Here is a 20983-nt window from a genome sequence, read left to right on the forward strand (position 1 = left end):
ACCACCGCCGCAACCGAGCTCGGCACCCACCCATCGCGCATCAGCGAACTCGAACGAGGCACCCGCCGACCCCGCGAGCTCGAACACCGCTACCGCACCTGGCTCGACCAACAAGCCTCTTGACCATTCATAGGAGCATCAAGAAAGAGTGCTGTCGAGGGGTCAGCCTCGGCTCGACCTGGCGCTGATCGAAGCGCCCGTTCAGCGGGTCCGGTGGCGCGGGTCGAGGAGCCACGCGCTCGCCCCGGTCATGCAGAGCGAACCGAGGAAGACCAGCCACCAGCCGACGCTCGGAACCGCCCAGAGGTCGGGGTGGGCCCTCGCCCAACCGTCCAGGCGACCGAGGTCGTACACGGCGAGGGCCAACGTGAGGAGCGAACAGGCGAACGCAATCGCGTAGCGCCACGAGCGCAGCGGCCTGACGGCAAGGAACGCGATCGCGGCGATGGCGAGTATCGCGGCGGCCTGGAAGGTCATCGGGTCGACGGCTGGGAGCCCTGGTGGCGTGGCCGTGAACCGCGGGAGGTGGCCGGCGATCGCGACCACGATGCTCGATGCCAGCAGCACGTAGCCGGCGATGGGGATCGAGGGTGCGGCGGGCGGAACCGGCGCAGCGTCGAGCGGCGACTGCGGTTCGATCGGCGCCGCGGGAGCATCGAAGCCCCACCACGCCCACCGGGAGGGGTGTGCGTCGTCCTCGGCGATGCGTCGGCCGGTCCTCACCACCACAGTCTGCCGACCCGCCGCCTCACACGCCGCGGAGGTGGCGGAGGGGCGCCACCGGTTCCGGTGTCGGGTCGTCGATCTCGGGCGCCGGGTCGTCGTCCCACGGCATCGCCCGCTCGAGCCACATCGTGTCGAGGTAGGTGGGAAGGTCGGCGCGCCACAGGGCGGTGCGCAGCTCGCACTCGATGAAACGGCCGGCACTGCGGCCACTGGACGCCCAGGCGAAGCGGAAGGCCTGGCCGTCGGGCCCGAGGCAGAGCTCGCCGCCGCCGGCGTGGTGGCGGTAGATCGAGACGGTGGGCAGGCGGTCGCGGGCCACCGAGCCGAGGAAGTCGAAGTCCTCGATGTAGATCGCCCAGGGGAACTCGTCGATGCGGCACCGGCGGGCGTAGCCGACGAGGGGCCGCCACCACTCGACGAGCGGTGACTGCGACGGCGGCGGCGTCCAGAGGCGGTGGCGCACCGCGGCGGTGATGGGGCAGTCGGCGATGGGCAGGGAGACGACGTGGTTGGGCATGCCCCGAACGTACGGAGGGGGTCTGACGGGAATCCCCGCCCTGCCCCGCCGCCGACCCCTAGATTCCTCGCCCATGGCGGACACCCCGAGCACCCCGAGCACCCCGAGTACCCCGACCAGACCTGGGATCTCCCGTCGCGCCTTCCTGGTCGGGACCGTGGCCTCGGGCGCGCTGCTCGCGGTGGGCTGTTCGAGCGACGGCGGCGGCAGCGGCAGCGGGGGAGCGGCGGCCACCACCACGACGCTCCCCGTGCCCGACCTCCCCGGCGACCCGTTCACCCTCGGCGTCGCGTCGGGCGACCCTCTGAGCGACTCGGTCATCCTGTGGACCCGTCTCGCTCCCGAGCCCCTCGCCGCCCGTGGAGGCATGCCGCGTGGCGTCGACGTCCCGGTCCGCTGGGAGCTCCAGACCGCCGACGGCGGCGAGACCGTCGACGAGGGCGTCACCGTCGCCCCGGCCGACCAAGGCCACACCGTCCACCTCGATGCCCAGGGCCTCGAGCCCGACACCGTCTACCGCTACCGCTTCTCGGTCGGCGACTTCACCTCGAACTGGGGCCGGGCCCGCACCCTTCCGGCCGAGGGCACGTCGCCCGAGCAGTTCGTCATCGCCCAGGTCAGCTGCGCCCAGTACGACAGCGCCCGCTACGCCGCGTACCGGGACCTCGCCGAGCAGGAGCCCGATCTCGTCCTCTGCCTCGGCGACTACCTCTACGAGCATCCCGGCGGCGACGTGCGCCCCGGCGTCATCACGGCCATCGACCTGGCCGACTACCGCTACCAGTACGCCCTCTACCGCACGGACCCGCAGCTGCGCCGGGCCCACGCGGTGGCCCCGTGGATCGTCACCTGGGACGACCACGAGGTGTCCAACAACTACGTGTCGGACACCCCCGACCCCGAGAGCGAGTCGCCGAACGCGGCGGCGCTGCTGGAGCGGCGGGCCGCGGCCTACCGGGCCTGGTGGGAGAACATGCCGGTCCGCCTCGACCCGCCCGACGGGCCCGACCTCGCCATCCACCGCCGCTTCGCGGTGGGCGACCTGGCCGCCATCCACGTACTCGACACCCGCCAGTACCGCACCCCCCTCGACTGCGAGACCGCGGCCGGCATCTCCGCCGGCCGGCGGTGCGACACCAGCGTCGCCGCGTCCACGACCGTCCTCGGCGAGGAGCAGGAGGCCTGGTTGGCCGAGGGGCTCGCCGAGGAGGCGACCTGGCACGTGCTCGCGCAGCAGATCGTCACCCACCAGTGGCGCTTCGGCCCCGGCGACGACACCGTCTGGAACCTCGACCAGTGGGACGGCTACCCGACGGCCCGCGAGCGCCTCTTCGCCGACCTCGCCGACGCGGCCGGCGCCCCCGTCGTGCTGACGGGCGACGTCCACACGAGCTGGGCCGCCGACCTGCTCGAGGACTTCGACGACCCCGACTCGGCGCAGGTGGGCGTCGAGCTGGTCGCTCCGGGCATCGGCTCGTCGGGCGACGCGCTCGCCGGGATCCAGCAGGTGCTCCTCGACAACAACCCGCACATCGTCTACTCCGAGGTGGGCCACCGGGGCTGGATCAAGAACACCCTCACGCCCGACGACTGGACCGCCGAGTTCCGCCTGGTGGCCGACCACACCGACGCGGCCAGCCCGGTGACCGTCGACGCCACCCTCGTCACCCGCCCGGGCGAGGGCTTCACGCCGACCTGATCTCCTCCACGTCGAGGAGCAGGGGACCGGCGTCGAACGACGAGAGCACCTCGTCCACGTCGTCGCCCAGCAGCAGGGCGCGAGCCAGCTCGCCCTTGGCCGCCTTGGCGCCGTGTCCGCCGGGCTTGCCGTCGGCAGTGGTGAACGCCGGGCGCAGCAGGCGGTAGCGGGACGGGTCGGGCACCCAGGCGGCCCGGTGCTCGAGGGGCAGCAGGTCGACGACGGTGCGGCGCGCCAGGTGTCGGTTGAGCGCCGCCGACAGTGGCTCGCGCCAGAAGGCGTCGAGGCGTCCCAACCCCGGCGGGGCGACCGAGAGCTTGAGGCGGAAGTCGGGGACCGGGTCGCTCCACGCCGTGAGCCCCGTCAGCGCCGAGACCACGACCACCGAGGACCGGGCCCGCGCCTTGGCCTCCGGGGGCAGATCCGCCGCTCCGAGCGCCGTCCACACGACCCCGGTGAAGCGCCGCCACGCCGGCAACGTCGGTGCGCCGAGCACGGACCGGTTGGCCTCCCGGGCCCGCTCGAGCAGCTCGCCCCTCGCTCCGAGCAGCTTCTCGCTGCCGCCGCCGACGGCGACGAGCGCGTCGGCCACGGCCCGGCGTTGCTCGGCCAGGCGCCGGAACCGGCCCGAGGCCGGGTCCCACCCCGCGCCCCGCCCGCCCGGCGCCTTGCCCTCCGAGGGGGGCAACAGGATGGTCAGCACCCAGCGATCATGGCCGCACGACCGCATTCCGGTGGAACCCAGGGGATGCGATACCTTCGGCCTCCCCGACGACCGGAGGTTGGACGTGGCCGAACAGGTCCCCCTGGTGGACTACCTCGTCTTGGGAGACGAGCCCCACCTGCAGGCGAACGAGTGCACCGCGTGTGGTGCGCGCTTCTTCGACCGGCGCAACGCGTGCGCCTCGTGTGGCAAGACCGAGTTCACCAAGGCGGCCATCGCCACCGAGGGTGTGCTGCGGTCGTTCACCATCGTGGCCTTCGCTGCGCCGGGCATCCCCGTGCCCTTCGTGGCCGGCATCATCGACTGCGACGGCACGCAGGTGCGGGCCAACGTCGTGGACGTCGAGCCCGACCCCGAGCACGTCACCCTGGGCATGAAGCTCAAGCTCACCACCTTCCCGATCGGCGAGGACAGCGCCGGCACCGAAGCGATCGGCTTCGGCTTCGCACCCCTGGAGGCGAACTGATGGCAAGTGACGACATCTGGATCCTCGGCATCACCATGACCAAGTTCGGCAAGCGGCCCGAGGACGACGTCGTCGACCTCGCCGCCGAGGCCGCGCTCGGCGCGCTCGCCGACGGCGGGGTCACCATCCAGGAGATGGGCGTGCTGGCCGCCGGCAACCTCATGGGCGCGGCCGCGGGCATCGGCCAGCAGCTCCAGAAGCAGATCGGCCAGACCGGCATCCCCGTCTACAACGTGGCCAACGCCTGCGCCACCGGGGCCACCGCACTGCGCACGGCGATCATGGCGGTCAAGGCGGGCGAGTGCGACATGGGCCTGGCCGTCGGTGTGGAGAAGCTCTCCGGTGCCGGCCTGCTCTCCGGCGGCAGCCGCAAGGAGGACGCCGACACCTGGACGCCCAAGGGTCGCTACGGCGCCGTGGCCGGCCTCGACGGCCGCGTCGGCACCGAGATCATGCCGGGCGTCTTCGCCCAGGTGGGCATGGAGTACGGCTACGAACACGGCGGCGCCACGTTCGAGCTCTTCGCCCGCATCAGCGAGAAGAACCACTCGCACTCGACGCTCAACCCGCTGGCCGCCTACTCGAAGGCCATGACCCTCGAGCAGATCATGGGCGACATCATGATCGCCTACCCGAACACCCGGCCGATGTGCTCGGCCAACTGCGACGGCGCCGCCGCCGCGGTCGTGGTGTCCGACGCCAAGCTCAAGACCCTCGACCCCGACCAGCGCCGGCGGGCGGTCAAGGTGTCGGCGTCGGTGCTCACCAGCGATCCCTGGGACGAGGGCTGCCAGCAGCTCCCCAACGTGAACACCCTGACCCGCCGGGCCGCGGTCCAGGCCTACGAGCAGGCCGGCGTGGCCCCCGAGGATCTCGACCTCGTCGAGCTCCACGACTGCTTCGCCACCGCCGAGCTCGTCCACTACGACAACCTCCAGCTCTGCGCGCCGGGCGAGGCCGTCCCGTTCTTCGAGTCGGGCGCCACGTGGCGCACGGGCAGCACCCCGGTCAACGTGTCCGGCGGCCTCGAGTCCAAGGGCCACCCGATCGCCGCCACGGGCATCGCCAACATCTGGGAGGTGTGCCACCACCTCCGCGGCGAGGCCGGCGACCGCCAGATCGAGGGCGCGAAGGTGGGCCTGGCCCACGTCATCGGCCTCGGCTCGGCTTGCGGCGTGCACATCCTCGAGAAGGCCGCCTGAGCCTGATCGTCTGACGGCTCGGCGCCGCCGCCCCCCCGTGCGGGTCGGCGGCGCCGGGTCCACTCAGTCCTCGGCGCCCGCCGGGAAGCTGTCGACGTCGCGCAGGGCGGGGAAGAAGACCCACCACCCGGCGGAGATCAACACGGTGGCGATGCCGCCGAGCACCACCGCGCCGCCGGCGCCGAAGAACTGGCCGGCCACGCCGGACTCGAAGGCGCCGAGCTCGTTGGATCCCCCGATGAAGACGTTCTCGACCGCGAGCACCCGCCCGCGCTTGTCCCGCGGCGTGACCAGGGGGACGAGCGTGGCCCGGATGAACACGCTGATGGCGTCCGACCCGGACAGCACGAGCATGGCCACGAACGCGACCGCGTAGCTGGTGGTGGCGCCGAGCACGATCGTGCCGAGGCCGAAGATGGCGACGACCACGAGCAGGATGCGCCCCACGTGGCGCTTCAGGGGATGCCGGGCGAGGCGGAGGGTGACGACGCCGGCGCCGATGCCGCCGGCCGCCCGCAGCCACCCGAGGCCGACGGGGCCCACGCCGAGGCGCTGCTCGGCGAGCGCCGGCAGCAGGGCGATGGCCCCGCCGAAGAGCACCGCGAAGAGGTCGAGGGAGATGGCCCCGAGCAGGATCGGGGTGCGGCGGATGAAGCGGAGCCCCTCGAGCGCCTCGTGGCCCACTCGGGCGGGCGCCACCCCGGCCGTCGCCGAGGGCGCTTCGAGGGCTTCGACGGCGGCGGCGTCGACGGGGTCCTCGAGCAGGGGCGCCCCCCGAAGGAGCGTCTCCTGCGCCTCGGCGGCTTCGGACACCGGGTGGTGGGCGTCGGGGCGGATGCGCACGAGGCTCACCGAGACCGCCGCGGTGAAGAGCAGCACGGCCATGGCGGCGTACGGCAGGGCCGGGTCGACGGCGTAGAGGGTGCCGCCCAGGACGGGCCCGAAGATGATGGCCAGCTGCCAGGTGGCGGAGTGGCGGGCGACCAGCCACGGCAGGTCCTCTGGTGCCATCAGGTCGGCCGGCAGCGAGCGGGAGGTGGGGGCGACGAAGGCGCGGGCGGTGCCGAAGAGCACCACCAGCACGAAGATGGGGGCGACCGCAGTCGGGTCGCTGGCGGCGTACCAGGCCAGGACGACGGCCACCGCCCCCTCGGACAGCGCGCCGATGGCGGTGACCCGCCGGCGGTCGAAGCGGTCGGCCACCGAGCCCGTGACGAGGACGAGCAGGAGGGCCGGCGCGAACTCGGCGAGGCCGAGCAGGCCGAGGTCGATCTCGCGGCCGGTGAGGTCGAACACCTGGATGCCGAGGGCGGTGACGCCGGCGAAGGCCGCCGACGAGGCGCAGAAGACGCTCAGCAACAGCGCGGTGACCGAGCGGTCCCAGTGGCCGGTCGGCGCGGCCGCCTCGTCGCCCGACTCGCTCATGCGTGGCTCACCGGCGCATCTTCGCGGGGTCGATGCCAGGCGGCGAATCCCTTTCGGTGGCAGCATGCGCCCGTGCCGTGCCCCGGGTGCCCGTCGTGAGACTCCTCTACGTCGACATCGACACCCTGCGGGCCGACCACCTGGGCTGTCACGGATACCACCGGGACACGACGCCCACCATCGACGCGCTGGCGGCCGACGGTGTGCGCTTCACCAACGTGTACGCGTCCGACGTGCCGTGCCTGCCCAGCCGCACCGCGCTGAGCACCGGCAGCTTCGGCATCCGCAACGGCGTGGCCAACCACGGCGGACTCGCCGCCGACCTGCGCCCGGTCGGGGCCCGGCGGGGCTTCTTCAGCCAGTGGGCGGTCAATGCCTGGGCCAGCCGCTTCTACTGGTCGGGGTGGACTACGGCGTCGATCTCGAGCTTCCCGTTCCGCCACTCCGCGACGTGGTGGAACGCCGGGTTCATGGAGTCGATGAACCTCATGCGGGGGATGGGCATCGAGCGGGCGGACCAGGTGCTGCCCAGCGCCCTCGACTGGCTGGACCGCCGGGGCCGGGACGACGAGTGGTTCCTCCACGTGCACCTCTGGGACCCGCACACGCCCTACAACACGCCCGAGGACTACGGGAACCCGTTCGCCGGCGACCCCGTCCCGGCCTGGCACACCGAGGCGGTCCGCGCCCGGAACTGGACCCTGTCCGGGCCGCACTCGGCGCAGGAGCCCTGGGGCTTCCGCCCCGACGAGTGGGGCGACCCTCCACCCCGCCAGCCCTGGGACGCCTCGTCGATGGACGCGGTCAAGGCCATCTTCGACGGCTACGACGTCGGGGTGCGCTACGCGGACGACGCGCTGGCCACGCTGCTGGACAAGCTCGACGGCCTCGGAGTGCTGGACGAGACCGCCGTGCTCGTCAGCAGCGACCACGGCGAGGCCTTCGGGGAGCTGGGGGTCTACGCCGACCACCAGGCCGCGGACGAGGCCACCGCGCACATCCCGGCCGTCCTGCGGTGGCCCGGCGTCGCCCCCTCGGTGCACGACGGCCTGCAATACCACCTCGACATCGCGGCCACGACGCTGGCCCTGGCCGGGATCGAGCCCGGCCGTCAGTGGGACGGGAAGGCGGTCGACATCGGCGGGCCCGGCCGCGAGCACCTGGTCATCTCCCAGGGAGCGTGGTCGTGCCAGCGGGCCGTGCGGTGGGACGACCACCTGTACCTGCGCACCTGGCACGACGGCTACCACGGCCATTGGGCCGACGAGATGCTGTTCGACGTCGCCCGCGACCCCCACGAGACCGAGGACCTCGCCCCCTCGGCGCCGGAGCGCACCGCCGAGGGCGCGCGGCTCCTCGAGACCTGGACGGCCGAGCACCTCGAGCGCAGCGGCCAGGAGGACCCCCTCGACGCCGTGCGCCGCGAAGGCGGGCCGTTCCACGTCCGCCACCACCTGGGCCCCTACCTCGAGCGCCTGCGGTCGACGGACCGTGGCGAGTGGGTCGAGGTGCTCCTCGCCCGCCACGCCGACGAGCTGGGCTGAGCGCACCCGGCGGGAGAGCGCTGCTCGCACCTAGGGTCGCGCCGTGCCCACCGCCGCGCTGAACGGGATCGAGGTCTACTACGAGCAGCGGGGGACCGGGCCCCGCGTGCTCTTCGCGAACGGCTCGGGCTCCACGCTGGCGGAGGCGGCCCTCATCGTCGACGTGCTGGCCGCCGGGTGCGAGGTGGTGGCCCACGACCAGCGGGGATTGGGAAAGACCGAGGTGCCACCCGGGCCGTACACGATGGCCGACTACGCCGCCGACGCCATCGCCCTGCTCGACCACGTCGGCTGGGAGCGCTGCCGGGTGCTGGGCATCAGCTTCGGCGGGATGGTGGCCCAGGAGCTCGCGGTCACGGTGCCCGAGCGGGTCGAGCGCCTCGCCCTGCTCTGCACCTCTCCCGGTGGCGAGGGTGGCTCGTCGTACCCGCTGCACGAGCTGGGTGACCGCCCGCCGGCCGAGCAGGCGGCCATCGGCCTGAGCATCCTCGACACCCGCTTCACGCCGGAGTGGCTGGCGTCGCACCCGAGCGACCAGGCGTTGGTCGAGATGATGGTGGCGCGCCGCTCGCAGCCCGATGATCCCGAGCAGGCCCGCGGCAAGGCCGAGCAGCTCGGTGCCCGCCGCAACCACGACGTCTGGGATCGCCTCGGCCGCATCACCTGCCCGACGCTCGTCGCCGGCGGCCGCTACGACGGCATCGCCCCGCCCGCCAACAGCGAGGCCATCGCATCGCGGATCGCCGATGCCGATCTGCGCTTCTACGAGGGCGGCCACGCCTTCCTGGCCCAGGACCCGGCGGCGTTCCCCGACGTCCAGGCCTTCCTCAAGAGCTGAGGTCGGCGACTCCGAGCTCGATCAGCCCGACGTCCGGGGGCGCGAGGAAGCGGATCTGGGGCGCTCCCTGCTGCTCGTGGCCGACCCCGTGGCTCACGTAGATCGGGGTCCCCTCGATGTCGTGGAGCCCTCCGGCGGCGACGTCGCGAGGCACGTCGGTCAACGTCATCAGGGGCCCGATGAGGGGCAACTGGATCTGGCCACCGTGGGTGTGGCCGGCGACCATGAGGTCCACGGCGCCAGGGGTCCCGGGGACCTCGGTGATCCAGTCCGGCCGGTGGGTGAGGGCGAGGCGGACCGTCGTCGGTGGCGCCGCCGTCAGCTCGGCCAGCGCGGCCCGTCCTTCGCGGCCCCGACCGAGCCCCAGGCCGGCGATGCGCACCCTGCGGTCAGCGACCTGCGTGTCCACGACCTGGTTCCAGAGGTACGTCACCGAGGTTCCCGCGAACAGCTCGGCGAGCGTCGGCCCGTCGTCGGTGTCGCCCTGCACCACGTACACGCCGCCGGGTGCGTCGATGCCGGTGAAGAGGTCGCGCAGCGCCTCCCGGTTGGCCGCGAACTGGCCGGGGGTCCCCTGGAAGAGGTCGCCGCACACGAAGACGATGTCCGGGCGCTCTTCCTGGAGCAGGCGCACGGCCCGCCGCTCGTAGCCACCGATCTCGGTGGTCTGGAGGTCGGTGAGCACGCCGACGCGGATCACGTCGTCGCCCGAGCGTTCGGCGGGCAGGGCGAGCGAGGCGCGGTCCACCGAGACCGCGTAAGGCTCGACGTGGGTGGCGTAGAAGCCGAAGAGGGGCAGCGCCACGAGCACGAGCACGGCGAGGATCGACGCGACCCGGCCGAGGCGGGGGAGCCCCCACCGCCGACCCACCAGGCCACCGAGGAGGAGGATCAAGGCTATGAGCGGCAGGGCGACGACGACGTCCAGGTACACCACCGACATGGCGTCGAAGTTGTTGCCCCCGACCGCCAGGACCACGGCCAGCTGACCCACCCCGATCAGCACGGCGAGACCCAGCTCGAAGGCCGCCGCCTCGATGCCGTGGTGGCGGCGGGCGATGGCCCATACCCCGCCGACGAAGACGGGGACCGCCAGCAGGGCCAGCAGGAGGCTCAGCGTCGACGGGGCCACGGGAATCAGACGGGAGCGACCGCGGCCTCGGCGTCCAGCTCGGACATCGGCTCGTCGCGCCGTCCCGCCAGCCAGCAACCGGCCAGCACCACGGGGAAGCCGAGCAGCAAGCCGACGGTGAGGGCCTCGCCCAGGACGATGACCCCCAGCGTGACCGCCACCGCGGGATTGGCGAAGGTGATGAGCGTCGACCGGGCCGGGCCGATCTCGTCGATGAGGGCGAAGAACACGATGAAGGCGATGGCGGTGCAGAGCACGCCGAGGCCGACCATGGCCCAGAGCGCGTCGGCGGGCGGGGTGGTGTCCGGCCGTTGCACGACGGCCGCTGGCAGGTAGAGGAAGGCCACCCCGCCGATGGCGGCCGTCACCACGCCGAGCGTCGGCACGTCGGAGAGGCGCCGGTCGGCCACGAACGGGGCCGTGGCGTAGAGGACGGCCACGATCAGCACCTGCACGACGCTGCGGACGTCGACCGTGCCGCCTTCACCACCGAAGCCGACGAGCAGCCCGACGCCGGCCATGCCGAGCGCCAGCCCGGCGAGGCGCCGCGGCGCGAGCACCGAGCGGTCGCCGAGCCCCAGGGCGGCCATGGCGCCGAAGAGCGGCACGGTGGCCACGAGCAGGCCGGTGAGCGACGACGGCAGGCGCTGCTCGGCGTCCGTGAGCAGCAGCCACGGGATGGCCATCTCCATGGTGGCGAACAGGACGAGCCACGGCCAGCGGGCGAGCACGGGGCGCAACGCCTTGCGGTGGATTGCGACAGGGAGCAGCAGGACGAAGGCGATCATGGTGCGCCCGGCGACCACGACCGACGGGTCGAGGTCCTCCACCGCGATCTTGATGAAGAGGTACGGCAGGCCCCAGATCACCGACATCGCGGTGAAGAGCACCCAGCCTCGTCGGGTCACCTCGTCGCCCCGTCTACCAGCGCTCGGCCGGCGCCGGCACGGTGACGTGGATCTCCTCGCCCAGGGAGGCTCCGGCGGACAGGTCGAGCTCGTCGCCGCTCCAGAAGCGCCCCGGGTCGTACCAGTTCACCGGCCGCTTGGCATCGAGCAGGCCCATGCGCTGGTAGGTCAGGGCGACGAGCTCGGCGCAGTAGATGTCCTCCAGGGGCACGCCGCGCCGCACCCGGCCGAGTAGCCAGTGCTTCGCCAGGGTGCCCGTGTGGGGGAAGCGATGGCCGTCGAACTCGTTCACCACCCGCAGGACCTCGTCCTCCATCTCGCGGGTGACCTCGTGGTCGAGCTGGCGGAAATAGGGCGTCTGGCCGTACTTGTGGACCCAGGTCATCACGGCGTCTTCCAAGCGGTGCAGCTGGGCGCCCCGGTGGGGCTCGCCCGTCCATGCGTCCGGAAGGGACTGGCCCAGCTCTGCGTGCCAGAGCAGTGGCGGCAGGTCGTCGATGGTCACCGCCATGGCGACGTGGTTGACGGGACTGTTGGTGAACACCCGGATGGCGCGGTCGGCGGCCTTGCGTCCCCGGAAGAGCCAGAGGTCGCCGGTGGAGGTGACGTCGGCCGCCTCGGCGAGGGAGAGGGTCGTCGGGGCGGACATGACGGCTACGTTACGTGTCGTGCGCGTCTGGAAGCTCCTCGGGATCGCCGGCATCGTCGGCGTGGCCGCCACCGGCTACGTGCTGGTCCGGCGGCGCCGGGCCTGGCAGCACTACGACGCCGACGAGCTGCGCGACCGCCTCCGTGGCCGCCTCGCCGAAGCCGACGAGCGCGCCGCTTCCTAGAACCAGCCCCGCCGCTTCAGCAGCACGAGCACCGCGGCGACGCTCACGACCTGGAGGCCGACACCGAGCGCCAGGAAGGGCGCCGGCCCCTCGACGTTGCGGACCATCCAGGCGAAGTTCATGCCGAAGAAGCCGGTGAGGAACATGAGGGGCAGGAAGAACGTGGACACGGCGGTGAGCTGCTTCATGACGTCGTTCTGCTTGTTGCTGACCGTCGAGAGGTAGACGTCCATCACCGAGGCGGCGTGCTCGCGCTCGCTGTCGACCTGGTCGGCCACGTGGACCAGGTGGTCGTAGAGGTCGCGGAAGTAGCGCCGGGCCTCGTCGCTCATGCCCGGCAGCTCCTCGATGGCGAGGCTGGTGCCCCCGCCCAGCGTGTCCCGGCCCGGGATGACTGCCCGGCGCAGGTGGCTGAGTTGGCGCTTGAGCGACGTGAGCACGGCCATGTGGCTCGGATCCGGGTCGGCGAGGATCGCGTCCTCGAGCTCGACCAGTCGTTCGTCGATCTCGTCGAGCACCGGCGGGAAGCTGCCCGCCAGCGAGTCGAGCAGGCGGTAGAGCAGGAAGAGGCCCGGAGCGTCGAACTCGTGCTCGAAGCCCTTGGCCAGCCACTCCTCGACCGCAGGGCAGGGCTCGCGGTGCACGGTGACGATGACGCCCGGGCGGTAGTAGGCGTGGACCTCGGTCCGGTCGTGCTCGCTGTCGACGTTGGCCGCGAACGCGACGACGAACGCGTGGTCCTCGTAGACCACGAGCTTCGCTCGCTGCGAGAAGCGCTGGCTGTCGTCGATGGCGAGGCGGTGGAAGCCGAAGAGGTCACCGACCCGGTCGATGTCCTCGTCGGACGGATCCTGGAGGTCGAGCCAGATCGTGGTGCCCGCGTCGCGGTGCTGGGCGATCACCTCCCAGGACGGGTCGACCTCGATCCCGCCGGCGTCGACGAGTGTCACCCGCGGACCCGCATCCATGCCGAGATGGTGCCACGGCCCCGTCCCTGTCGAGGGGAGGCGTGCACCCACGTGGCAGAAAGTAGTTAGCTTGGTAAACTAACTTCCATGCCAAGCGCCGCCCTCCAGGATGACCGGCTCGATGGCCGCGACCGCAGCGGTGACGAGGCGCCCGACACGACCGACAGGACCGACACGACCGAGTTGGCCGGGCAGCTGCGGGTGGTCGTCGCCCGCCTGGCCCGCATCCTGCGCCAGCAGGATCAGAGCGGCATGCCGCCGACGCTGCTGGCGGCGCTCACCACCATCGGCCGCTCGGGCCCGCTCACCTTCGGTGAGCTGGCCGCCCACGAGCAGGTCGCCGCGCCGACCATCACCAAGGCCGTGCAGAAGCTCGAGGCCAAGGGCCTCGTGAGCCGCCGGCCCGATCCCGACGACGGCCGGGTGTGCCGGGTGGCCATCACCGCAGCCGGGCGGCGCCACCTCGAGCGGGCCCGTCGTCGCCGCACCGCCTGGCTCGCCACCCGCCTGACCGAGCTCGACGAGGACGACGTCCGCCGCCTCGCCGACGCGGTCGACGTCCTGGAGGCCCTCACCAACGCCGAGGCACCTGCCTCTGAAAGACCCGCCACATGACCCGATTCCGACTCGCCACGCGCGAGACCTTCAGCTCGCTGGCCATCCGCAACTTCCGCCTCTTCTTCGTCGGCCAGGGCATCTCCCAGGTGGGCAACTGGCTCACGCTGGTGGCCCAGAGCCTCCTGGTCCTCTCCATCACCCGTAGTGGCGTCGCCTTGGGCCTCCTGACCGCCTTCCAGTTCGGTCCGGTGCTCCTGCTCGGTGCCTGGGCCGGTCTGGTGGCCGACCGCTCCGACAAGCGCAAGCTCCTGATGATCGTGCAGGTCGGCGCGATGGTGCAGTCCTTCGTCCTGGCCGCCCTCGCGTTCATGGACGAACCACCGCTCGTCGCCATCTACGCCGTGGCCGCCCTCGGCGGGCTCGCCATGGCCTTCGACAACCCGGCCCGACGGGCCTTCGTGGTCGAGATGGTGCCGGAGGAGGCCGTGCCGAACGCCGTCGGCCTCAACTCCGCGGTCATGACCAGCTCGCGCATCGTCGGCCCGGCGCTGGCGGGCCTGCTCACGGTCACGGTCGGCTTCGGGTGGGCCTTCGTGGTCGACGGCCTCTCCTACGTCGCCGTGCTGGTTGCGCTGGCCATGATGCGCACCACTGAGCTGCGCCCGAGCGCGGTGGCCGAGCGGGCGAAGGGACAGGTCCGCGAGGGTCTGCACTACGTCCGCCGGGCCCCCGACCTGTTCATCCCGCTGGTGATGATGGGTGTGATCGGTGCGCTGGCCTTCAACTTCCAGGTGGTCCTGCCCTTGTTCGTGACCGACACCTTCGACGGGGCGCCGTCGACGTTCACCCTGCTGCTGTCGGCCATGTCGGCCGGCTCGCTCGTCGGTGCCCTCGTCGGCGCGAGGCGCACGCAGGTCGAGACGCCCCACGTCGTCGTGTCGGCCGCGTTCTTCGGACTGGCCATGCTGGCGCTCGCGCTGTCGCCCGTGTTGTGGATCGCCTTCCCGCTGGGCTTCCTCGTCGGCGTCGCCAGCATCACCTTCCTGACGACCTCCACGGCGATCGTCCAGATGAAGTCGGACCCCTCCATGCGAGGGCGGGTCCTCGCGCTCCAGGCCATCCTCTTCCTGGGCAGCACGCCCGTCGGCGGCCCCATCCTCGGCGTGGTGTGCGATGTCCTCGGGGCCCGCGCCGGTCTCGCCCTCGGCGGGTTCGCCGCCCTCGGCGCCGCCGCCTGGGGACGCGCCGCCCACCAGCGGGCCGCGGCCGGGGCCGACGATGCCGACCTGCTGGTGGCACCGGGGACGCAACCGGCCTGACCGTCGGCGCTCGTGCCCTGTGGCCGGCGCCGCTGGCTTAGGCTCCTGGCCCACACGACAACGGGGGGACCGTGAGCACAGTGCTGTCACACGTGGGGGTCTGCGTGAGCGACGTCGAGGCATCGACGCGCTTCTACTGCGAGGCCCTGGGATTCGAGGCCGCCGAGGCCTTCGACGTCGGCGACGAGTTCGGTCCGCTGATGGAGCTCGACGGGGTCCAGCTGCACTCGCAGTTCCTGCGCCGAGACGGCCAGGCCATCGAGCTGCTGTCGTTCGCGGCGCCCGAGCCGGGCGGCACCAAGGAGCGCCGACCGATGACCCAGTTCGGCCTCACCCACCTGTGCTTCCGGGTGGACGACGTGGAGGCGGTGGCCGCAGCGGTCGCCGCCCACGGGGGGACGGTGCTGGACCACACCCGCACGACGCTCGCCGACGGAGCCCTCGACTTCGTCTACTGCACCGACCCCGACGGTGTCCGTCTCGAGCTCATGAGGATGCCGTCGTGAGCGCCCCCGAAGTGGACCTCACCCCGCTCGACGCCGACGCCCTCATCACCGAGGTCGTCGAGGCCACCGGCTTGGACGACTTCGGCGAGCCGTTCTGGCGGGAGGGCTTCGAGCGCCTGCTGGACTCCCAGCGCACCGAGTCCCGCCTGCACGAGATCGGGGTCTTCGTCGCCGCCGACGACGCCCGCATGAACCTGACCAACCGCCTGGAGGTCACCGACTGGCACAAGCGCCACCCGGACATGGCCGAGCGCGACGTCACCCCGCCGATCGTCGTGGTGGGTCAGGGCCGCACGGGCACGACCATCCTCCTCGATCTGCTGGCGCAGGACCCCGCCCACCGGGTGCCCCTCACCTGGGAGGTGGACCAGCCCTGCCCCCCGCCCGAGACGGCCACCTACGACACCGATCCCCGCATCGCCATCTCCCAGGCCAAGGGCGACGCCAGCGAGCTGCTCATCCCCGGCTTCCAGGCCATCCACCCCATGGGCGCCCTGCTGGCCCAGGAATGCGTGCGCATCACCTGCGGCGACTTCCGCAGCCTCCTGTTCCCCACGCTGTTCCGGGTGCCGTCATACGCCCAGTGGCTGCTGAACGAGGCCGACATGGCGCCGGCCTACCGCTGGCACCGGAAGGTGCTCCAGCTGCTCCAGTGGCACCACCCCGGCGACCGCTGGGTGCTGAAGTCGCCAGGGCACATCTGGTGCCTGGACGCGCTGCTGGCCGAGTACCCCGACGCGCTGCTCATCCAGACCCATCGCGACCCCCTGCGCATCATCGCCTCGCTCGGCTCGCTGCTGGCCACCCTGCGCCAGATGACGAGCGATCACCACGAGATCACCGAGGCCGCCGAGGAGTGGTCCGAGTACGTGCTCGACGGGCTGGACCGGTCGGTCGACGCCCGGGAGGACGGCACGGTCGCCCCTGGTCGCATCGTGGACGTGCAGTTCCGCGACTTCATGGCCGACCCCTTCGGCACCATCGGTGGCATCTACGACCGCTTCGGCCTGGAGTACACCGCCGAGGCCGAGGCCGCCATGCGCGAGTTCCTCGCCGCTCACCCCGGCGACGGTTACGGCACCCATCAGTATTCGTTCGCCGACACCGGCCTCGACGAGGGCGCGCTGCGCGAGCGCGCCAAGCGCTACCAGGACTACTTCGACATCCCCTCGGAGAAGCTGGGCTGACGGGGCGAGCGCCGGCCCCGGTGCCCGGGGCCGGCGGTGCGATCAGCCCACGCCGAGCAGGTCGACGATGAACACGAGGGTCTCGTCGCCCTTGATGACGCCGCCGGCGCCGGCCTTGCCGTAGCCCTTGTGGGGCGGGATGGTGATGCGGCGGCGGCCGCCCACCCTCATGCCGGCGACACCCTCGTCCCAGCCGGTGATGACCTGGCCCTGGCCGAGGCCGAACGAGAAGATGTCGCCGCGGTCCCAGGAGGCGTCGAACTGCTGGCGGGTGCTCCACGCCACCCCGACGTAGTGCACGTTGACGTTCTGGCCGGGCGTGGCCTCGGGGCCGTCACCCACGACGAGGTCCTCCAGCACCAGGTCGGCCGGTGGAGCCTCACCCGGGGGGACGTAGACGTGGGGCTTCTCGTTGAGATCGTGGTCGGGCATCCGCCGAACCTACCGGGTGATGGGAGGGAGGTCACCCGATAGGTCCGGCGGGCCCGGAGACGCCGTGGCGGGAAGGGAGGGGACCCGCCCGGCGGTGGTGGAGATCAGTGGCGGCGGATCGCGATCAGTTGGCGTGGATCACGGTGTCGAGCATGGCCAGCTGGAGTGATGTGGCCGCACGGGTGGCGGCGAGACCCCGGTGGTCGCCGCTCTCGGCGTCGAGTCGGCGCAGTGCGGCCTCGAGCACCTTGCGGTCGCCGTGGGCGACCCGGGTGACCTCGTCGACCCGGGCGTCACCGGAGATGGTCGGGTCGAGGGCGGTGGAGAGGGCTCGTGCGAGCACCCGTTCGGTCCGGATGGGGTGGGGGTGGTTCGCATCCATGGGCCCAGGATGTCGACCTCGGCGTAAAGCTGGGTGAAAACCAGGCGGCATGCTGGTGTCGTGCCCGAGAACATCTTCCACGTCACCCGCGCCACGGACTGGGCCGAGGCCGCCGCCGCCGGCGAGTACCGGCGCTCGACCGTCGACCGCACGCTCGAGGAGGAGGGCTTCATCCACTGCTCGACGGCGGCGCAGGTGCCGGGCACCCTCGGCCGGTTCTACCGGGGCCTCCCCGACCTGGTGCGCCTCGAGATCGACCCGGCCCGCCTCGGCGACGTCGAGCTGCGGTGGGAGGGCGAGCCGGAGGCCTTCCCCCACGTGTACGGCCCGCTGCCGGTGGCGGCGGTGGTCTCGGTCGACCCCATCGAGGCGCCACCGGCCTGAGGGCGGCGGGCCGTGCCCCTCAGTCGAAGGGGTCGGACGCGAGTTCCGGCTGGCCACCGTTCGCCTCCAGCACGAAGCGGTGGCGGCGGTCGCCGGCGAAGGCGGGATCGTGCCAGCGGACCCGGTAGTGGTGGCGGTCGTCGTCCTGGCGGAGGAACGTGATCTCGACCGCCCACCCCTGGTCGTCCACGGGGCGCCCCCGGAAGCGGGCCGGCTCCCAGGGGCCCTCGCCGGAGGATGCCTCGACCCGCAGGAGGGGCCGGTGCCACTCGAGGTTGCCGGGGGCGACGTCGACCCACTCGGCCTCCCACCAGCCGTCGCTGCGGGGCGTGGGGTCCACGAAGCGGGCCGGCCCCACCCAGCACCGTTCGACGTCCACGGGGAGGGGCTCGGGCAGGTAGCGGTGGACCCGCAGGTCCCACCGGCGCTCGTGGGCCACGTCGCTCACCCGGCCGGCGCCGCCCAGGTCTCGCGCCAGGCGGGCCAGCTGCGCGGCGAGGAAGGCCTGGGTGTTCGGGCCGTACAGGGTGTGGCCGCCCTCGTAGTGCTGGAGGCGGTACTCCTCGGCGGTGGCGACGTAGCCCGAGTACTCGTTGGCCAGCGACGACACCGCCACCCGTTCGACGGCCAGGTCGGACGAGGTCAGGGCCGCCGCGGCCGCGGCCTCGATGCGCCGCCCCGACTCGACGGTGATCTCGAAGGGCAGGCCGACCACGGCCGTGCCGTCGATGACGAGGAGCTGGGCGGGCAGGATGCGGGGGAACGAGCGGGGCGGCACGAACAGGGGCTGGAGCCACCGGGTGCCGAGGACCCATTTCTCGCCCTGCGGGTTCGGCTTGCCCCAGCGCTTCGGTGTGCCCGGCTTGAACGGCGGCAGGCGGTGGATCACCGGGGTGAGGTTCTCGTGGGCACCGGCGACCAGCGCGGCGCCGACCGCGGGCCGCTCGGGCAGCTCGACGCCGTCGATGCGTCGGTCGGCCCTCAGGTCGATCTCCCGGAAGGCGGTGGCGAGGCGGACCTCGGACCGCAACTCGTCACCGAGGCGCTGGTGGAGAGCGGCTGCCTCCGCGCCGACGCCACGGCCGATGCGGGCCGCCTCCAAGGGTCCCGGCGCGCCCGGGCGGATGGCGGGAGCCACGTCGGCATGGGTCCCCTCGATGGCGCCGACGACGGCCCGGGTGCCGTGCGCCTCCTCGATGCGGTGGTCGAGCTCGCCGACGAGGTACGCCCAGACGTCGGCGTTGTACTCGGGGGCCTTCATCGAGATGCCGGTGCCGTGGACCGAGAAGATCACGGTGGCGGCGAGCGGTTCGGTGGCCCCGTCAGGGCGCTCGCGGTCGACGCGGATCAGGTGGAGCCACGGGTTGACCGACACGTACTTGCGCTGCGGCTCGGTGCGCTTGTCAGCCACGGTCTCGTTGTCGACGTGGGGGTCGAGCGAGCGGTTGCGGGTGAGCCCCCACACCTCGGTGCGGCCGGTCGCGAGCACGGCGGGGGAGCGGGACTCGACGGCCTCGATCACCGCGCCGGCGATCTGGCGCACGAGGAAGTCGGTGTAGGCGGGGTCGAAGCCCGACCGGTTGGAGGCGAAGCGGTTGTAGAAGTCGGTGCCGAGGAACTGGCCGGGGCCGGCGTGGGTGTGGGTCGCGCCGATCATCAGCCCGGCCAGCGGGACGTCGGTGCGACCGGCGACGGCCTTGGCCACGAGGTGCTGCACCACCGACGAGCCGCCCAGGAGGTCGCACTGGACGATGGCGAGCGAGGCCGTGCCCGCCCGCAGGTGCAGCACGCGAGCCCGGAGTCGGGTGCGCACCCCCTGCCCGTCCTGGGCGTTGGCCGAGTAGCCCGCCTTGGGCATGCCCGGGGGAGGGGTCAGATCGGCGACCGCGGCGCCGGCCAGGAGGCGGGGCTCGTGGGGCAGGGTCGGCATCGGGGTCGGCCGCACCGAGAAGCGGGCCCGACGGGTGTGGCCGTCGACGAAGGCCGCCAACGGCGTCGACAGGAACGCTTCTGGCCGCGCTGGATCTTCCGCCATGCCCTCACCCTCGCGCGCTCGGGGAGCGTCGTGCCTCTCGCCGCCGCCCAGGGCACTACGTTGCCCGCATGCCCGTTCCTGCCGACGAGTACCCCCTGCACCAGACGTCGTTGTCGCTCCAGTACCCCGCCACGAGCGACCGCAACGCCTACGACCGGTGCTACCTGAACGCCCACGACCGCACCGGCGACATCTTCCTCGTCACCGGCCTCGGCTACTACCCGAACCTCGGCACGATGGACGCCTACGCCACCGTGCGCCGGGGCGACCGCCAGCACACCGTGCGCATCTCCGACGCGATCAGCGAGGACCGCCTGAACCAGCAGGTCGGGCCCTACCGCATCGAGGTGGTCGAGCCGCTGAACGTGATCCACCTGGTGTGCGACGCGGATGACCACGGCCTCGGGTTCGACCTCACCTGGACCGGCTCGTTCCCGGTGGTCGAAGAGCCGCACCACGTCATGCGCCAGGGCCCCAAGGTGATCCTCGACGCCTGCCGCTTCGCCCAGGTGGGCAGCTGGGAGGGCACCCTGCGCCTCGACGGCGAGGAGATCGCCGTCACCCCCGATGTGTGGCTGGGCACCCGTGACCGCTCCTGGGGCATCCGCCCGACCGGCGAGGCCGAGCCTGCCGGTCGCACCGCCGCGGAGACGCCTCCGGACTACGGGTTCTGGTGGATGTACGTGCCGCTGCGCTTCGACGACTTCGCGGTCGTGCTCATCGCCCAGGAGGACGGCGACGGCCACCGCACCCTGAACGACGCCGTGCGCGTCTACGCCGACGGCAAGGTCGAGCAGCTCGGCTGGCCCCGCGTCGACATCCGCTATGCGTCGGGTACCCGCCACCCGGAAGGCGCCCGCCTGACCATGGCCAAGCACGACGGGACGCCCGTGGTGATCGACGTCGAGACCCTCGGCTTCGTCGCCCTCAACGCCGGGCCCGGCTACGGCGGCGACCCCGACTGGAACCACGGCCAGTGGTTCGGCCGCGACCACATCGACTCGCTCACCTTCGACATGTCCGACCCTGCCGTGATGGGCCGCGTCCCCTTCGGCGTGATCGACCACGTCGCCCGCGCCACGTGCACCGACGGCGACGGCCCGACCGTCGAGGGCTGGGGCATGTTCGAGCACGGCACCTTCGGCCGCCACGACCCCACCGGCTTCGCCGACTTCGGCTCCGTCGCCCCCTGAACCAG

General features: G+C 72.4%; 23 protein-coding genes. 12 read left to right on the top strand and 11 right to left on the bottom strand.

Going from position 1 to position 20983, the window contains the following annotated elements:
• Positions 1-201: 201 nt before the first annotated feature.
• Both JNK12_23745 and JNK12_23750 read right to left on the bottom strand, forming a co-directional pair.
• Entirely contained in the window at positions 202-723 is a 522-nt protein-coding gene (locus JNK12_23745) for a hypothetical protein (GenBank protein MBL8778959.1), read from the bottom strand.
• Positions 724-748: 25 nt separating this feature from the next.
• Positions 749-1243 carry a hypothetical protein gene (locus JNK12_23750; GenBank protein ID MBL8778960.1) on the bottom strand — a complete coding sequence of 165 codons (495 nt, stop codon included), beginning with the start codon at positions 1241-1243 and terminating at the stop codon, positions 749-751.
• A 73-nt stretch (positions 1244-1316) separates the two neighbouring features.
• Between JNK12_23750 and JNK12_23755 the strand changes: the two genes are divergently transcribed.
• A complete protein-coding gene (locus tag JNK12_23755; protein ID MBL8778961.1) occupies positions 1317-2942 on the top strand; it encodes an alkaline phosphatase D family protein in 1626 nt (541 codons plus the stop codon).
• Here the strand turns inward: JNK12_23755 and yaaA are convergent.
• Positions 2929-3645: a peroxide stress protein YaaA gene (gene yaaA, locus JNK12_23760; protein MBL8778962.1), complete on the bottom strand. Its 717-nt coding sequence runs from the start codon at positions 3643-3645 to the stop codon at positions 2929-2931. The genes JNK12_23755 and yaaA overlap by 14 nt on opposite strands.
• On the opposite strand from yaaA, the gene JNK12_23765 reads away from it, so the two are divergent.
• Both JNK12_23765 and JNK12_23770 read left to right on the top strand, forming a co-directional pair.
• Entirely contained in the window at positions 3635-4132 is a 498-nt protein-coding gene (locus JNK12_23765; protein ID MBL8778963.1) for an OB-fold domain-containing protein, read from the top strand. The genes yaaA and JNK12_23765 overlap by 11 nt on opposite strands.
• Positions 4132-5334, top strand: coding sequence for a thiolase family protein (locus JNK12_23770; protein ID MBL8778964.1), 1203 nt, complete (start codon positions 4132-4134; stop codon positions 5332-5334). The genes JNK12_23765 and JNK12_23770 overlap by 1 nt, the downstream gene beginning before the upstream one ends.
• Before the next feature lie 63 nt (positions 5335-5397).
• On the opposite strand, the gene JNK12_23775 is transcribed toward JNK12_23770, so the two are convergent.
• Positions 5398-6759: an MFS transporter gene (locus JNK12_23775; protein ID MBL8778965.1), complete on the bottom strand. Its 1362-nt coding sequence runs from the start codon at positions 6757-6759 to the stop codon at positions 5398-5400.
• 86 nt (positions 6760-6845) lie between these two features.
• Here JNK12_23775 and JNK12_23780 point away from each other — a divergent pair, with 86 nt between their 5' ends.
• Complete coding sequence (locus tag JNK12_23780) at positions 6846-8303, top strand: sulfatase (GenBank protein MBL8778966.1); 1458 nt, start codon at positions 6846-6848, stop codon at positions 8301-8303.
• Positions 8304-8346: 43 nt separating this feature from the next.
• Complete coding sequence (locus JNK12_23785; protein MBL8778967.1) at positions 8347-9141, top strand: alpha/beta fold hydrolase; 795 nt, start codon at positions 8347-8349, stop codon at positions 9139-9141.
• On the opposite strand, the gene JNK12_23790 is transcribed toward JNK12_23785, so the two are convergent.
• Genes JNK12_23790 through JNK12_23800 form a run of 3 tightly spaced genes read right to left on the bottom strand, consistent with a single transcriptional unit; the run spans position 9131 to position 11830 of the window.
• On the bottom strand, positions 9131-10273 hold the full coding sequence (locus tag JNK12_23790) for a metallophosphoesterase (GenBank protein MBL8778968.1): 1143 nt from the start codon (positions 10271-10273) through the stop codon (positions 9131-9133). The two genes, JNK12_23785 and JNK12_23790, sit on opposite strands and share 11 nt — an antisense overlap.
• Before the next feature lie 5 nt (positions 10274-10278).
• On the bottom strand, positions 10279-11181 hold the full coding sequence (locus tag JNK12_23795; GenBank protein MBL8778969.1) for an EamA family transporter: 903 nt from the start codon (positions 11179-11181) through the stop codon (positions 10279-10281).
• A gap of 13 nt (positions 11182-11194) precedes the next feature.
• Entirely contained in the window at positions 11195-11830 is a 636-nt protein-coding gene (locus JNK12_23800; protein ID MBL8778970.1) for a hypothetical protein, read from the bottom strand.
• 19 nt (positions 11831-11849) lie between these two features.
• On the opposite strand from JNK12_23800, the gene JNK12_23805 reads away from it, so the two are divergent.
• Positions 11850-12014: a hypothetical protein gene (locus JNK12_23805; protein MBL8778971.1), complete on the top strand. Its 165-nt coding sequence runs from the start codon at positions 11850-11852 to the stop codon at positions 12012-12014.
• On the opposite strand, the gene JNK12_23810 is transcribed toward JNK12_23805, so the two are convergent.
• Positions 12011-12982 (bottom strand): magnesium transporter CorA family protein, encoded by a 972-nt coding sequence (locus tag JNK12_23810; GenBank protein MBL8778972.1) that lies wholly within the window; start codon positions 12980-12982, stop codon positions 12011-12013. The two genes, JNK12_23805 and JNK12_23810, sit on opposite strands and share 4 nt — an antisense overlap.
• 87 nt (positions 12983-13069) lie before the next feature.
• Between JNK12_23810 and JNK12_23815 the strand changes: the two genes are divergently transcribed.
• The 4 genes from JNK12_23815 (at position 13070) to JNK12_23830 (ending at position 16552) form a co-directional block, all read left to right on the top strand.
• Positions 13070-13597, top strand: coding sequence for a winged helix-turn-helix transcriptional regulator (locus tag JNK12_23815; protein MBL8778973.1), 528 nt, complete (start codon positions 13070-13072; stop codon positions 13595-13597).
• On the top strand, positions 13594-14859 hold the full coding sequence (locus JNK12_23820) for an MFS transporter (protein MBL8778974.1): 1266 nt from the start codon (positions 13594-13596) through the stop codon (positions 14857-14859). The genes JNK12_23815 and JNK12_23820 overlap by 4 nt, the downstream gene beginning before the upstream one ends.
• Before the next feature lie 71 nt (positions 14860-14930).
• Positions 14931-15365 carry a VOC family protein gene (locus JNK12_23825; protein MBL8778975.1) on the top strand — a complete coding sequence of 145 codons (435 nt, stop codon included), beginning with the start codon at positions 14931-14933 and terminating at the stop codon, positions 15363-15365.
• Positions 15362-16552 carry a sulfotransferase gene (locus JNK12_23830; GenBank protein ID MBL8778976.1) on the top strand — a complete coding sequence of 397 codons (1191 nt, stop codon included), beginning with the start codon at positions 15362-15364 and terminating at the stop codon, positions 16550-16552. Before JNK12_23825 ends, JNK12_23830 begins: the two co-directional genes overlap by 4 nt.
• Positions 16553-16594: 42 nt before the next feature.
• Here JNK12_23830 and JNK12_23835 read toward each other — a convergent pair whose 3' ends face one another.
• Positions 16595-16984, bottom strand: a complete 390-nt coding sequence (locus JNK12_23835) for an FKBP-type peptidyl-prolyl cis-trans isomerase (protein ID MBL8778977.1) — start codon at positions 16982-16984, stop codon at positions 16595-16597.
• A gap of 124 nt (positions 16985-17108) precedes the next feature.
• A complete protein-coding gene (locus JNK12_23840; protein ID MBL8778978.1) occupies positions 17109-17366 on the bottom strand; it encodes a hypothetical protein in 258 nt (85 codons plus the stop codon).
• Between the two features lie 60 nt (positions 17367-17426).
• Here JNK12_23840 and JNK12_23845 point away from each other — a divergent pair, with 60 nt between their 5' ends.
• Positions 17427-17750 (top strand): DUF952 domain-containing protein, encoded by a 324-nt coding sequence (locus JNK12_23845; protein MBL8778979.1) that lies wholly within the window; start codon positions 17427-17429, stop codon positions 17748-17750.
• 19 nt (positions 17751-17769) lie between these two features.
• On the opposite strand, the gene JNK12_23850 is transcribed toward JNK12_23845, so the two are convergent.
• Positions 17770-19785: a neutral/alkaline non-lysosomal ceramidase N-terminal domain-containing protein gene (locus tag JNK12_23850; GenBank protein ID MBL8778980.1), complete on the bottom strand. Its 2016-nt coding sequence runs from the start codon at positions 19783-19785 to the stop codon at positions 17770-17772.
• A gap of 68 nt (positions 19786-19853) precedes the next feature.
• Between JNK12_23850 and JNK12_23855 the strand changes: the two genes are divergently transcribed.
• The gene (locus JNK12_23855) at positions 19854-20978 is read left to right on the top strand and encodes a hypothetical protein (protein MBL8778981.1); all 1125 of its coding nucleotides are present in this window, start codon (positions 19854-19856) and stop codon (positions 20976-20978) included.
• The last annotated feature ends 5 nt before the right edge of the window (positions 20979-20983 follow it).

The sequence above is a fragment of the Acidimicrobiales bacterium genome (assembly GCA_016794585.1).
In the GTDB taxonomy this organism is placed as follows: domain Bacteria; phylum Actinomycetota; class Acidimicrobiia; order Acidimicrobiales; family DATDAH01; genus JAEUJM01.

What these genes read in the sequence shown, in the direction of transcription:
- JNK12_23820 (MBL8778974.1), top strand. Translation starts at nt 13,594, where the DNA reads ATGACCCGATTCCGACTCGCCACGCGCGAGACCTTCAGCTCGCTGGCC.
- JNK12_23765 (MBL8778963.1), top strand. Translation starts at nt 3,635, where the DNA reads ATGGTCAGCACCCAGCGATCATGGCCGCACGACCGCATTCCGGTGGAA.
- JNK12_23810 (MBL8778972.1), bottom strand. Translation starts at nt 12,982, where the DNA reads ATGGATGCGGGTCCGCGGGTGACACTCGTCGACGCCGGCGGGATCGAG.
- JNK12_23840 (MBL8778978.1), bottom strand. Translation starts at nt 17,366, where the DNA reads ATGGATGCGAACCACCCCCACCCCATCCGGACCGAACGGGTGCTCGCA.
- JNK12_23770 (MBL8778964.1), top strand. Translation starts at nt 4,132, where the DNA reads ATGGCAAGTGACGACATCTGGATCCTCGGCATCACCATGACCAAGTTC.
- JNK12_23815 (MBL8778973.1), top strand. Translation starts at nt 13,070, where the DNA reads ATGCCAAGCGCCGCCCTCCAGGATGACCGGCTCGATGGCCGCGACCGC.
- JNK12_23800 (MBL8778970.1), bottom strand. Translation starts at nt 11,830, where the DNA reads ATGTCCGCCCCGACGACCCTCTCCCTCGCCGAGGCGGCCGACGTCACC.
- JNK12_23775 (MBL8778965.1), bottom strand. Translation starts at nt 6,759, where the DNA reads ATGAGCGAGTCGGGCGACGAGGCGGCCGCGCCGACCGGCCACTGGGAC.
- JNK12_23850 (MBL8778980.1), bottom strand. Translation starts at nt 19,785, where the DNA reads ATGGCGGAAGATCCAGCGCGGCCAGAAGCGTTCCTGTCGACGCCGTTG.
- JNK12_23755 (MBL8778961.1), top strand. Translation starts at nt 1,317, where the DNA reads ATGGCGGACACCCCGAGCACCCCGAGCACCCCGAGTACCCCGACCAGA.
- JNK12_23835 (MBL8778977.1), bottom strand. Translation starts at nt 16,984, where the DNA reads ATGCCCGACCACGATCTCAACGAGAAGCCCCACGTCTACGTCCCCCCG.
- JNK12_23750 (MBL8778960.1), bottom strand. Translation starts at nt 1,243, where the DNA reads ATGCCCAACCACGTCGTCTCCCTGCCCATCGCCGACTGCCCCATCACC.
- JNK12_23855 (MBL8778981.1), top strand. Translation starts at nt 19,854, where the DNA reads ATGCCCGTTCCTGCCGACGAGTACCCCCTGCACCAGACGTCGTTGTCG.